Origin of the sequence: Pseudomonas fildesensis (genome assembly GCF_001050345.1) — a bacterium.
GTDB classification, from domain to species: domain Bacteria; phylum Pseudomonadota; class Gammaproteobacteria; order Pseudomonadales; family Pseudomonadaceae; genus Aquipseudomonas; species Aquipseudomonas fildesensis.
Window position 1 is genome coordinate 409,422 of record NZ_LFMW01000012.1, and the last position, 13,082, is coordinate 422,503.

The 13,082-nt window shown below is 60.3% G+C and carries 11 protein-coding genes and 1 pseudogene; 8 read left to right on the forward strand and 4 right to left on the reverse strand.

The features are described 5' to 3' along the window. Positions 1-72 precede the first annotated feature (72 nt). Both ACR52_RS18935 and ACR52_RS18940 read left to right on the forward strand, forming a co-directional pair. Entirely contained in the window at positions 73-1,875 is a 1,803-nt protein-coding gene (locus ACR52_RS18935; RefSeq protein ID WP_048727732.1) for an acyl-CoA dehydrogenase, read from the forward strand. Positions 1,876-2,018: 143 nt separating this feature from the next. Continuing rightward, positions 2,019-2,225: a hypothetical protein gene (locus ACR52_RS18940; RefSeq protein ID WP_152687644.1), complete on the forward strand. Its 207-nt coding sequence runs from the start codon at positions 2,019-2,021 to the stop codon at positions 2,223-2,225. A 10-nt stretch (positions 2,226-2,235) separates the two neighbouring features. On the opposite strand, the gene ACR52_RS18945 is transcribed toward ACR52_RS18940, so the two are convergent. Both ACR52_RS18945 and ACR52_RS18950 read right to left on the reverse strand, forming a co-directional pair. Further along, entirely contained in the window at positions 2,236-2,532 is a 297-nt protein-coding gene (locus ACR52_RS18945; protein WP_048727738.1) for a cell division protein ZapA, read from the reverse strand. Continuing rightward, positions 2,529-2,759, reverse strand: a complete 231-nt coding sequence (locus tag ACR52_RS18950; RefSeq protein ID WP_048727740.1) for a hypothetical protein — start codon at positions 2,757-2,759, stop codon at positions 2,529-2,531. Before ACR52_RS18950 ends, ACR52_RS18945 begins: the two co-directional genes overlap by 4 nt. Positions 2,760-3,050: 291 nt before the next feature. Between ACR52_RS18950 and ACR52_RS31805 the strand changes: the two are divergent. The 5 genes and pseudogenes from ACR52_RS31805 to selO all read left to right on the forward strand — a co-directional run. Further along, positions 3,051-3,806: pseudogene (locus tag ACR52_RS31805) on the forward strand (MCP four helix bundle domain-containing protein); the annotation flags it as partial. Continuing rightward, positions 3,798-4,661 (forward strand): methyl-accepting chemotaxis protein, encoded by an 864-nt coding sequence (locus ACR52_RS31810; RefSeq protein WP_408003345.1) that lies wholly within the window; start codon positions 3,798-3,800, stop codon positions 4,659-4,661. The pseudogene ACR52_RS31805 and the gene ACR52_RS31810, both read left to right, overlap by 9 nt. A gap of 233 nt (positions 4,662-4,894) precedes the next feature. Further along, positions 4,895-6,637 (forward strand): potassium/proton antiporter, encoded by a 1,743-nt coding sequence (locus ACR52_RS18960; protein WP_048727746.1) that lies wholly within the window; start codon positions 4,895-4,897, stop codon positions 6,635-6,637. Positions 6,638-6,686: 49 nt separating this feature from the next. After that, positions 6,687-10,070, forward strand: coding sequence for a mechanosensitive channel MscK (gene mscK, locus ACR52_RS18965; RefSeq protein ID WP_048727749.1), 3,384 nt, complete (start codon positions 6,687-6,689; stop codon positions 10,068-10,070). 48 nt (positions 10,071-10,118) lie between these two features. Continuing rightward, positions 10,119-11,582 carry a protein adenylyltransferase SelO gene (gene selO / locus ACR52_RS18970; protein ID WP_048727752.1) on the forward strand — a complete coding sequence of 488 codons (1,464 nt, stop codon included), beginning with the start codon at positions 10,119-10,121 and terminating at the stop codon, positions 11,580-11,582. A gap of 40 nt (positions 11,583-11,622) precedes the next feature. On the opposite strand, the gene ACR52_RS18975 is transcribed toward selO, so the two are convergent. Both ACR52_RS18975 and ACR52_RS18980 read right to left on the reverse strand, forming a co-directional pair. Continuing rightward, the gene (locus ACR52_RS18975; protein ID WP_048727756.1) at positions 11,623-12,024 is read right to left on the reverse strand and encodes a helix-turn-helix domain-containing protein; all 402 of its coding nucleotides are present in this window, start codon (positions 12,022-12,024) and stop codon (positions 11,623-11,625) included. Between the two features lie 6 nt (positions 12,025-12,030). Beyond that, entirely contained in the window at positions 12,031-12,318 is a 288-nt protein-coding gene (locus ACR52_RS18980) for a type II toxin-antitoxin system HigB family toxin (RefSeq protein ID WP_048727758.1), read from the reverse strand. A 237-nt stretch (positions 12,319-12,555) separates the two neighbouring features. On the opposite strand from ACR52_RS18980, the gene trxC reads away from it, so the two are divergent. Continuing rightward, positions 12,556-12,990: a thioredoxin TrxC gene (gene trxC, locus ACR52_RS18985; RefSeq protein ID WP_048727761.1), complete on the forward strand. Its 435-nt coding sequence runs from the start codon at positions 12,556-12,558 to the stop codon at positions 12,988-12,990. The last annotated feature ends 92 nt before the right edge of the window (positions 12,991-13,082 follow it).

Consider the following 13,082-nt stretch of genomic DNA (forward strand, 5'->3'; position numbering starts at 1 on the left):
CAGATCAATCTTGCTATCCAGCTTCTATTCGCGCACTTAGACTCAGGCCTATCCCCACACAGGTAAGCCGCCATGTCCGAGACGCTGCTCAGTTCCCGCAATCTGGCTTTCGAGCTGTACGAAGTCCTTGATGCCGAGGGCTTGACCCAGCGCGAGCGGTTTGCCGAGCACAACCGCGAGACCTTCGACGCGGCCATCAACACCGCGCGCAGCATCGCCGAAAAGTACTTCGCCCCCCACAACCGCAAGAACGACGAGAACGAACCGCGCTACGAAGACGGTAAGGCGATTCTGATTCCGGAAGTGAAACCCGCCGTGGACGCCTTCCTCGAAGCGGGCTTCCTCAACGCGGCCCGCAGCTTCGAAGCCGGCGGCATGCAGTTGCCAACCTTGCTGTCCCAAGCCTGCTTCGCGCATTTCCAGTCGGCAAACGCCGCGTCGACGTCCTACCCGTTCCTGACCATGGGCGCCGCCAACCTGATCGAGAGCTTCGGCACCGAGGAGCAGAAACAACGCTTCCTGCAACCGATGATCGACGGCCGCTTCTTCGGCACGATGGCGCTCACTGAACCCCACGCGGGCTCGTCCCTGTCGGATATTCGTACGCGCGCAGAGCCTGCGCCTGACGGCAGCTATCGCCTCAAGGGCAACAAGATCTTCATCTCCGGCGGCGATCACTCGCTGTCGGAAAACATCGTGCACATGGTCCTGGCCAAGCTGCCGGATGCGCCGAGCGGAGTGAAGGGCATTTCACTGTTTATCGTGCCCAAATACCTGGTCAACGAGGACGGCAGCCTGGGCGAGCGCAACGATGTGCTGCTGGCCGGGCTGTTTCACAAGATGGGCTGGCGCGGCACCACGTCTACTGCGTTGAATTTCGGCGATAACGGCAACTGCGTCGGCTATCTGGTGGGAAAACCGCACCAGGGCCTGAGCTGCATGTTCCAGATGATGAACGAAGCGCGCATCGGCGTCGGCATGGGCGCGGTCATGCTCGGTTACGCCGGCTACCTGTATTCCCTGGAATACGCCCGCGAGCGCCCGCAGGGTCGACTACCAGACAACAAGGACCCAAGTACCGCACCGGTGTCGATCATCCAGCACGCCGATATCAAGCGCATGCTGCTAACCCAGAAAGCCTATGTAGAAGGCGCCTTCGACCTGGGCCTGTACGCCGCGCGGCTGTTCGACGACACCACCACCCTGGAAACCGACGCCGAACGCAAGCACGCACACGAGCTGCTGGACCTGCTGACCCCCATCGTCAAATCCTGGCCGTCGGAGTTTTGCCTGAAGGCCAACGAACTGGCGATCCAGATCCTCGGCGGCCACGGCTACACCCGCGAATACCCGGTGGAGCAGTACTATCGCGACAACCGCCTGAACCCGATCCACGAAGGCACGCACGGCATCCAGTCCCTGGATTTACTCGGGCGCAAGCTCGCGCAGAACGGCGGCGCAGGCCTTAAACAGTTGATTCGGTTGATCGCCGAGACCGGCGCACGCGCACAAGAATACCCCTCACTCACTGCCTTGAGAGAGCCGCTGGAACACTTGGTGGCCCGCCTGCAAAGCGTCACGATTGGTCTGCTGACGGACCTCGCCCAAGGCAAGGTCAACAGCAGCCTGGCGAATTCGGCGCTGTACCTGAAGGTGTTCGGGCATACGGTGATTGGCTGGCGCTGGCTGGAACAGGCGATTCGCGCAGAAGAAGGGCTGGCCAAGGGGAGTGCGGCCGATGTCGCCTTCTATAAAGGCAAGCTCCAGGCCGCCCGGTACTTCCTGACCTGGGAAGTGCCGGGCTGCCATCATGAGCTGGCGATTCTGGAGGCACGCGATGATACGTGCCTGGGGATGCGGGATGAGTGGTTCTGAGGTAAGCATCATTGCGCCACCTGTCATTGTTCACAGGTGACGCCATACAACGATCAGCACTAGCATGACCTGACCGGATGGTTGTTCTCGTTGTCGTTCGGGTATTCCCGCGAGTTCAACTCATCGAAATGGAGCATGCGAACATGAGTTCACCCAACGCAATCAAGGCAACCATTAACGGCAAACCCGTTCCGGACAACAGCACGTTTTCAACACTATTTCTGTTGAATGTTGCCGTTGGAGAAGCGTACTTCCGGCAAGGTAAAAGACACCGGGTTCTGGAAAAAGACTGGCTACTCGATGCAGAGGGTGAGGTCATCACTATCGGCCTCATCATCGAAGAGGCTTAGGCCGCTCCAATCACTCCCCCTGCCCAATCGCCTTTGAAATCACCTCGACCGTGGCGCTGACTTGCTCTTGGTAACGGTCGAGTTCCTGCTGGTGACGCTGTTGCATTTCGATCTGCTCGGCGCACAGGTTCAGCGCGGCCAGCACCAGTAATTTGTCACCGATCAGGGTCGGGTACTTTTTCTTGGTGGTGGCCAGGGAAGCCTTGAGCATCGTCACGGCGTGCATCAGGGTTTGGTCTTCCCCGGCCGGCGCCTTGATCGAGTAATCCTCTCCGAGAATCGAAACGACCTTTATCCCTTCATTCATGCGCTGACAGGCCCTGCGCTCACGCGCTCAACCAACGCTTGAATACGCGCGGCGGTGGCGCTGTGTTTTTCTTCCTGCTCCATCAGGTTCAGTTGCAGGCTGTCGTTTTCATCCTTGGCGCGGGCCAGTTCGACCTTGAGAGATTCGTTGCTGCCCAGCAGGTCCTGATTCTGCTGTACCAGGTCGCTGACCAGTTGTTCCAGTTGGCTGAGGGATGCTTCTAACATTTTGATTTCTCGGGCTTTTTCAAAGGGCGGTGACGATAAAGAAAATTCACCTCGGAAGCCAGGGTTATCCCCGGCGCGCAGCCCGATTTTTAAGGGCCGGGCCACACTTTCGAGCCTTAGTGACTGCAATTACCCCATCTGGTTCCTGAATCCGCCCAACCCCTCGTCAGATGCGACAAAAGCGCACGCCCCTTAAGACTTTAGTCGTACCGCCGATAGTTGATGCACACCCCGCCTCATGACCGCACGGATCGCGCTTCTCCCCAGGACTCCAGCATGTCTCTTCGTAATATGAATATCGCACCGCGCGCCTTCTTGGGCTTCGCGTTGATAGGTGCACTCATGTTGTTTCTCGGTGTGTTCGCCCTGAACCAGATGAGCAAAATCCGTGGCGCCACCGAAGACATCACCCTGTCCAGCGTGCCCAGTATTCGTGCCCTCGACGAGTTCACCCAGCTGACCTTGCGCCTGCGCGTGCTGTCGTACCGCTTGCTGACCAACCGCGAGCCGGACGTACAGCAAAAAACCCTGGAGGCCTTCGAACTGCGTAACCAGCAGATCCGCACCGCACAGGGCGTCTACGAAAAACTGATCGACAGCAGCGAAGAGCGTTCGGCCTACGACGAGTACGTGCGCCTTCTCGGCCAGTACCACCAGATTGAAGAACGCATGAAGAGCCTGTCGCGCGCCAATCAGATTGATGAGCTGCGGGCCCTGCTCAATACCGAATTGTTGAGCAACTCCGAGCAGGTCAACGCCGTGCTGACGCGCCTGCTGGACATCAACAACAAGATGGCCAACGCCACCAACCAGCAAGCCGAAGACCAATACAACATGGCCTTTGACCTGGTGGTCGGCCTGTTGATCGCTGCCACCGCGCTGACCCTGTTGTTCGCCTGGCTGCTGACTCGCAGCATCACCGTGCCGATTTCCCAGGCACTGGATGCCGCTGAAGAAATCGCCGAAGGCAACCTGACGCGTCCGATCAAGGCCGACGGCAACGATGAAGCCGGGCGCCTGTTGCTGGCCATGGCCAAGATGCAGGAAAAACTGCGCGACACCCTGCAACGCATCGCCGGATCGGCCACTCAGCTGGCCTCTGCTGCGGAAGAACTGAACGCCGTCACCGACGAAAGCGCTCGCGGCCTGACCCAGCAAAACAACGAAATCGAACAAGCCGCCACCGCCGTCAACGAGATGACCAGCGCCGTCGAAGAAGTCGCACGCAATGCCGTGAGCACGTCCGAAGCCTCACGCAATGCCACCACCTCTGCCGGTGATGGCCGCGACCTGGTGCAGGAAACTGTCAGCGCCATCGAGCGCATGAGTGGTGACGTGCAAGCCACCGCCACCCTGATTGGCGACCTGGCCAATGAATCCCGCGATATCGGCAAGGTGCTGGACGTGATTCGCGGCCTGGCCGACCAGACCAACCTGCTGGCCCTGAACGCGGCGATTGAAGCAGCGCGTGCCGGTGAAGCGGGTCGTGGGTTTGCGGTGGTGGCTGACGAGGTACGGGCGTTGGCCCATCGTACCCAGCAGTCCACCAGCGAGATCGAGCGGATGATCAGCAGCATTCAGGCTGGCACCGAACATGCGGTGAATTCGATGCGCAACAGCACCGAGCGTGCGGAGTCGACGCTGAACATCGCCAAGGGCGCGGGGATGTCGCTGGACACGATCAATACGGCGATTGTCGAGATCAACGAGCGCAACCTGGTGATCGCCAGCGCGGCAGAAGAGCAGGCGCAAGTGGCGCGGGAAGTGGATCGCAACCTGGTGAACATTCGTGATTTGTCGGTGCAGTCGGCGACCGGTGCCAGCCAGACCAGTGCGGCGAGCAGTGAACTGTCGCGCCTGGCGGTGGACTTGAATGGGATGGTGGGGCGTTTCCGCCTCTAACTGACTGCACGGGGTTAAAAAGGTGGGAGGGGGCTTGCTCCCGATGACGGTGTGTCAGCCGGCAAATGTACTGCTGACCCACCGCCATCGGGAGCAAGCCCCCTCCCACATTTAGATCTCGGCCCACCATCAAACCTTTTTGACAGCGCAGCAATTCAACAGGTTAGAATCGCTGGCACGCAGACTGCATGGTCAGTTTGCGCCCCGTCTTATTTGCTCATGGAGTACTGCCTTTGAATGCGACGACCATCAACAGCCTGTTCTTGATCGGCGCGTTGCTGGTGAGTGCGAGCATTCTGGTGAGTTCTCTTTCGTCCCGCCTGGGCATCCCGATCCTGGTGATTATCCTGGCCGTGGGCATGGTCGCCGGCGTCGATGGCGGCGGCATCATCTTCGATAACTACCCAACCGCCTACCTTGTAGGCAACCTCGCGCTGGCAGTGATCCTGCTCGACGGTGGCCTGCGCACGCGGGTGGCGAGTTTCCGCGTGGCACTGTGGCCGGCGTTATCGCTAGCCACGGTGGGGGTGTTGATTACCACTGGCCTCACCGGCATGGCGGCGGCCTGGCTGTTTGACCTCAATATCATTCAAGGCCTGCTGATCGGCGCCATCGTCGGTTCCACCGACGCCGCAGCGGTGTTCTCGCTGCTCGGCGGCAAGGGCCTCAACGAGCGGGTCACGGCTACCCTGGAAATCGAATCCGGCAGCAACGACCCCATGGCGGTGTTCCTCACCGTCACCCTGATCGACATGCTCGCCAGCGGCCAGACCGGCCTGCACTGGAGCCTGCTGACGCACCTGATCCGCGAATTCGGCATCGGCGGCCTCGTCGGCTTGGGCGGCGGCTGGCTGATGCTGCAGATGGTCAACCGCATCAACCTGGCCACCGGCCTTTACCCGATCCTGGTGATCGCCGGCGGGCTGTTCGTCTTCGCCCTGACCAACGCCCTGCACGGCAGCGGCTTCCTCGCCGTGTACCTGTGCGGCCTGGTGATCGGCAACCGCCCGGTGCGCAGCCGTCATGGCATTTTGCATATGCTCGACGGCATGGCCTGGCTCGCACAGATCGGCATGTTCCTCGTGCTGGGCCTGCTGGTCACGCCCCATGATTTGCTGCCGATTGCGCTGCCGGCCCTGGGCCTGGCGCTGTGGATGATTTTGTTCGCACGGCCGCTGTCGGTGATGGTCGGCCTGTTGCCGTTCAAAGCGTTCCATGGCCGTGAAAAGGCCTTTATCGCCTGGGTCGGCCTGCGCGGCGCGGTGCCGATCATTCTGGCAGTGTTCCCGCTGATGGCCGGCCTGCCCCATGCGCAGCTGTACTTCAACCTGGCGTTCTTCATCGTGCTGGTCTCGCTGCTGGTGCAGGGTACGAGCCTGCCGTGGGTGGCCAAGTTGCTGAAAGTGACCGTACCACCGGACCCTGCGCCGATTTCCCGCGCAGCCCTGGAAGTGCACGTCACCAGCGAGTGGGAGCTGTTCGTGTACCGCCTGGGCGCGGAAAAATGGTGCATTGGCGCGGCCCTGCGCGAGCTGAAAATGCCCGAAGGCACGCGCATCGCAGCCCTGTTTCGTGGCCAGCAACTGCTCCATCCGTCGGGTAGTACGGTGCTGGAAGTCGACGATTTGCTCTGCGTGATAGGCCACGAACACAACCTGCCGGCACTGGGCAAACTGTTCAGCCAGGCCCCGCAACGCGGCCTCGACCTGCGCTTCTTCGGCGACTTCGTGCTGGAAGGCGACGCCCAGCTGGGCGCGGTTTCGGCGCTGTATGGCCTCAAGCTCGAAGGCCTCGACCCGGACATGCCATTGAGCCGCTTCATCAACCAGAAAGTCGGCGGCGCGCCGGTGGTGGGCGACCAGGTGGAGTGGAACAACACTATCTGGACGGTCGCGGTCATGGACGGGAACAAGATTGGCAAAGTGGGCGTCAGATTCCCCGAAGGAAGTCGCCCGGGCCCCGGACTCTTCCTCTAAACTGCGGGGCGACGACGCCCCGATTCTTCACCTTGCTCGACCGGTCTCTATGCCAACCCTGCGCACTTTTCTCGCCACTGCCCTGCTGAGCCTGACCCTTTGTGTCGGCAGCGTACACGCCGCCGACCCGCCCAGCGCCGACGCCATCCAGCAAACCCTGGACAAGCTGCCCGACCGCAAGCTGCCCGACGCCGACATGAAGGCGCTGCAGTCGATCCTGCAACAGACCCTGACCTACCTGGGCAACCAGCAGGATTACGAGCAACGCCTGGCCGACCTCAAGCGCCAGCTGGAAGACGCTCCGCGCCAGACCACCGATAACCAGCGCGAGCTGACCCGTCTCAAGGCCACCAAGGTCGTCCCAGTGGCCCAACGCTACGCCACGCTGCCGGTGCCGCAACTTGAGCAACTGCTGGTGCAGCGCACCACCCAGCAAGGCGATCTGCAAAAAGACCTGGCCGAGGCCAACAGCCTGACTATCGCCGCCCAGACTCGCCCCGAGCGCGCCCAGACCGAAATCAGCAGCAGCCAGACGCGCATCCAGCAGATCAATTCAACCCTCAAGGCCGGCAAGGACAATGGCAAAGCCCTCAGCGGCGACCAGCGCAACCAGCTGAACGCCGAACTCGCCTCCCTGAACGCGCTGATCCCCCTGCGCCGCCAGGAACTGGCCGGCAACAGCCAGCTGCAAGACCTGGGCAACAGCCAACATGACCTGGTGATGGAAAAAACCGCGCGCCTGGAACAAGAGATCCAGGACCTGCAAACCCTGATCAACCAGAAACGCCTGGCCCAGTCCCAGCAAACCGTGACCCAACAGTCCATCGAAGCGCAGAAAGCCGGTGGTAGCAGCCTGCTCGCCACAGAAAGCGCGGCCAACCTGAAGCTGTCCGACTACCTGCTCAAAAGTACTGACCGCCTCAACGACCTGACCCAGAAAAACCTCAAGACCAAGCAACAACTGGACACCGTCACCCAGAGCGACTCGGCGCTGGACGAGCAGATCAACGTGCTCAAGGGCAGCCTGCTGCTGTCGAAAATTCTTTATAAGCAGAAACAGGCACTGCCACGTCTGACAGTGGACCGCGACTTGGCTGACGATATCGCCAACATTCGCCTGTACCAGTTCGAGGTCAACCAGCAGCGTGAACTGATCAGCTCCCCCAGCAGCTATGTGGATAACTTGCTGGCCAACCAACCGCCGGACGACGTCACCCCGCAACTGCGGCGCACCCTGCTGGAGCTGGCGATCACCCGTAGTGACCTGCTGGAGCGCCTGAGCCGCGAGCTGAGCGCGCTGCTTAACGAATCCATCACCCTGCAACTGAACCAGAAGCAACTGCTGAGCACCGCCACCACCCTGCGCGCGACGCTGGATGAGCAGATGTTCTGGATCCCCAGCAACAAGCCGCTGGACACCGAATGGCTGGAAACCGTCCCGGCACACCTGAGCAAGCAAGTCACCACCCTGCCCTGGGCCTCCAGCGTCAGCGAGCTGTACGACGGTTTGACCCAGCGCCCGCTGCTGTTCTTGCCACTTTTGCTGTTGATCGGCGCCCTGTTGTGGCGGCGCAACGCTCTGTATGCACGCCTGAAAAAGGTCCACCTGGACATCGGCCACTTCAAGCGCGACAGCCAGTGGCACACGCCGCAGGCGATCCTGGTGAATATCCTGCTGGCCATGCCGGTGACCCTGGGCTTGGCGCTGTGCGGCTATGCATTGCAGATCGACGCCCGTGGGCAAAACGCCAACCTCGGCGCGGCGCTCCTGCAAATCGCCCAGGCATGGCTGGTGTTCTACACCGCCTACCGCATCCTCGCGCCGGGTGGCGTGGCGGAGCTGCACTTCCGCTGGGAACGACCTCAGGTTGAATTCCTGCAAGGCTGGGTACGCAAACTCGGGCTGGTGGTACTGGCCTTGGTGGCCGTGGTGGCGATTGCCGAGCACCAGCCGGCGGCGCTGGCGGACGACGTACTGGGCATCGGCGTGGTGCTCACATGCTACGCCCTGATGGCCTGGCTGCTGGGACGCTTGCTGCTGCATAGCCCGACCCATGAAAAAGCCTCGCTGTTCCGCAAAGCCGTAGGCCTGCTGTTTACCGCCCTGCCCATCGCGCTGTTTATTGCCGTGTGCTTTGGCTACTACTACACCGCCCTCAAGCTCAGCGACCGGTTGATCAACACCCTGTACCTGCTGATGTTCTGGCTGGTCATCGAAGCCACCTTCGTGCGTGGCCTGGGCGTTGCTGCCAGACGCCTGGCCTATGCCCGAGCCCTGGCCAAACGCCAGGCCGCCAAGGAAGCCGGCGATGGCGAAGCGGTGATTGAAGAACCGACATTGGACATCGAGCAGGTCAACGAACAGTCCATGCGCCTGATTCGCCTGGCATTGCTCGGTGGCTTTATCGCCGCGCTGTACTGGGTGTGGTCTGACCTGATCTCGGTCTTTTCCTACCTCGACAACGTCACCCTCTACGAATACACCAGCGGCACCGGCGCCAATATCAGCATGGTGCCCATCAGCATTGGCGACTTGCTCGGCGCGCTGATCATCATCGGTATCACCTTCGCCCTGGCGCGCAACCTGCCCGGTTTGCTGGAGGTGCTGGTGCTGTCCAAGCTCGACTTGGCGCAGGGCAGCGCGTATGCCACCACCACGTTGTTGTCCTATGTGATTGCCGGCGTGGGCTTCGTGTCCACCCTCTCGACCCTCGGCGTGAGCTGGGACAAGTTGCAATGGCTTGTCGCGGCGCTGTCGGTGGGCCTGGGCTTCGGCATGCAGGAGATCTTCGCCAACTTTATCTCCGGCATCATGATCCTGTTCGAACGCCCGGTGCGCATCGGCGACACCATCACCATCGGCAACCTGTCGGGCACGGTGAGCAAGATCCGCATCCGCGCCACGACGATCACCGACTTTGACCGCAAGGACATCATTGTCCCGAACAAGACGTTTATTACCGGGCAACTGATCAACTGGTCGCTGACCGACACCATCACCCGCGTCACCCTGAAACTCGGTGTGGACTACGGCTCCGACCTCGACCTGGTGAAGGCCTTGCTACTCCAGGCCGCGCGGGAAAACCCACGGGTCCTGAAAGAGCCCGAACCCCACGTTTACTTCCTCAACTTCGGCGAAAGCACCCTCGACCATGAGCTGCGCATGCACGTGCGCGACCTCGGTGACCGCAACCCGGTGATCGACGAGGTGAACCGCTTTATCAACCGCGAGTTCAAGAACAACCACATCAACATCTCGTTCCGACAGATGGAGGTCTACCTGAAGAACCTCCACGGCCAGGAGTACAAGCTGGTGCCGGTGGAAGACGAGAATCGCACCATCGTCGGTCCGGCCGAGCCCCACGACTTGCCGGAGCCGCCACCGGGCAAAGTGGTGGACGCCCCCGAGCCGCCACCCTCCAAGCTCGACTAAAACGCCTATCCCCAGCAGAATGCTCGGACATTCTGCTGGAGATGGCCGGTGAAAGCCCTCGACGAACTGACCTTCGACAACCGCTTCGCACGCCTGGGCGATGCGTTCTCGACCCACGTGCTGCCCGAACCCCTCGACGAACCGCGCCTTGTAGTCGCCAGCAACGCCGCCATGGCGCTGCTCGACCTCGACCCGGCGGTGGCCGAAACGCCGGTATTCGCCGAGCTGTTCAGCGGGCACAAGCTGTGGGCCGAGGCGCAACCGCGGGCGATGGTCTATTCCGGGCATCAGTTCGGCTCATACAACCCGCAATTGGGCGATGGCCGTGGGTTGTTGCTGGGCGAGGTGTACAACGAGGCCTTTGAGCATTGGGACCTGCACCTCAAAGGCGCCGGGCAGACGCCTTACTCGCGGATGGGCGATGGGCGTGCGGTGCTGCGCTCTTCGATTCGTGAGTTTTTGGCATCTGAAGCGCTGCATGCGCTGGGCATCCCCAGCAGCCGCGCGTTGTGCGTAATCGGCTCCAGTACCCCGGTGTGGCGTGAAAAACAGGAACGCGGGGCGATGGTGTTGCGCCTGGCGCACAGCCATATCCGCTTTGGGCATTTCGAGTATTTCTACTACACGAAGAAGCCCGAGCAGCAGAAAGAGCTGGCCGAGCATGTGCTTTCATTGCACTTCCCCGAGTGCATGGAACAGCCAGAACCGTACCTTGCGATGTTCCGCGAAATCGTCGAGCGGAATGCCGAACTGATCGCCAAATGGCAGACCTACGGCTTCTGCCACGGGGTGATGAACACCGACAACATGTCGATCCTCGGCATCACCTTCGACTTTGGTCCGTTTGCGTTTCTCGACGACTTTGACGCGCATTTCATCTGCAACCACTCCGACCACGAAGGGCGTTACTCCTTTAGCAACCAAGTGCCGATCGGACAGTGGAACCTCAGCGCGCTGGCCCAGGCACTCACGCCGTTTATCAGCGTTGAAGCCTTGAAGGAAGCGCTCGGCCTGTACCTGCCGCTGTATCAGGCGAATTACCTGGACCTGATGCGCCGCCGATTGGGACTGACCACCGCCGAAGACGATGACCAGAAGCTGGTGGAGCGCTTGCTGCAATTGATGCAGAACAGCGCCGTTGACTACACGTTATTCTTCCGCCGGTTGGGTGATGAATCGGCGGCGCTGGCCGTGGCGCGGTTGCGCGATGATTTTGTCGATATCGCAGGGTTTGATGCCTGGGCCGAGCAGTACACGGCCCGCGTTGCACGGGATAGCGATGACAACGAAGAACAGCGCTGCGAGCGGATGCATGCGGTGAACCCGCTGTACATCCTGCGCAATTATCTTGCGCAGAACGCTATCACTGCGGCCGAGTCAGGCGATTACAGCGAAGTGCGGCGGCTGCATGAGGTGCTGACCAGACCGTTTGAGGAACAGCCGGGGATGGAACAGTACGCGCAGCGGCCGCCGGACTGGGGGAAGCATTTGGAGATTAGTTGTTCGTCGTAAGGACGACATTTCCAGAAGGTCGCCCATGCCATGATTGCGATCAGATAAACATGTCTACCGGCACCTTAAAAAACTCCGCCAGCCAACGAATCTGTCGCACGTTCAGCTGGCGTTTCCCACTCAGTATTTCTGAAACAACCGATTGAGCGCCAACACCCGGCAAATCACTCTGAGTCAACCCATGCTCCTGCATCATTGACCGTAATACATCGACTCCACTCACCTCAGGAATTGGCCAATGTTCTAAGTCGTAGGCCTCGACCCAGTCACCGATGATATCAACCACGCCCATCAGTGGATGGGCTTCGTTTTCCCCCACAATATCCAATAATTCGTCCAGCGCCTCCACCAGCACATCGTAGTCCGCCTCAGTTTTGGGTTTGCGCAGCAGGGGTGATACGAATTGCCAATGCTCGACTACCTGCTCGATCAGTACACTCATTTGCAGTTACTCCTTCCACTTACCCTTGTCGTATTCACGATGGTCCAGAACATGTCGGATATAGAGGCGCTGCATTCGATAGCGCACTGCCGCAATGAGTCGTAGCTTGTTGCCTGCGATATTGAAGACGTGCAACGACCCAACCTTATCCACCGCGGGGAAAACCGATTTCAACGCGGCGAAGTCTTCAGGACTGATGACTTTGACTTTCCGATGCCACTCATCCAAAGCACTGGCTGAATGGGGCCATTTTTCCTTGGCATTTCGGATGTGCTTCGCACTAATCACTCGCATGCAACATCCCTATCGCATCTTGCTATGAAGGTTATACCCGAACTCCGACTATCGCAATTTGCTATAGCCTCAAACGGACCAGTGGCGCTGTGTTGAACACGCCTTCACAGCCTAGATAGACATGCGCAAATCAACACGGACGAATCTGTGAGCACATGCGTCGCCACACCCTCGCTTGATAAAACCTGTGCGCGACTCCAAATAGGACCTATTGGCCAGTTTCAAAGGAGCGCCACCATGTCCGAACCTCTCGTAATCCCCTGCCCACATTGCAACGGCCTCAACCGCATCCCCAGCGAACGCCTGGCTGACGCGCCGAAATGTGGGCGTTGCAAGCAGCCCGTGTTGTTGAGCAAGCCTTTTGAACTCAAGGAAGGCGACTACGCCAGCCAGATCAAGGGCGATCTGCCGTTGCTGGTGGATGTGTGGGCCGAGTGGTGTGGACCGTGTAAGTCGTTCGCGCCGGTGTTTGAACAGGCAGCTGGGCAGCTGGGAGGCAAGTGCCGGTTGGCCAAGCTCGACAGCGAGGCCAATCAACAGCTTTCGGCGCAGTTGGGGATTCGTTCGATCCCCAGTTTGATTCTGTTCAAGAACGGCCGCGAAGTGGCGCGTCAGAGTGGGGCGTTTCCGTTGCCGCAGTTGATGAGCTGGTTGCGTAGCCAAGGGGTGTAACTCAACCTTGAGAACAACGCAGGACAGTGTGGGAGGGGGCTTGCTCCCGATAGCAGTGGGTCAGTCAATAAACACAGTGCCTGACACGCCGC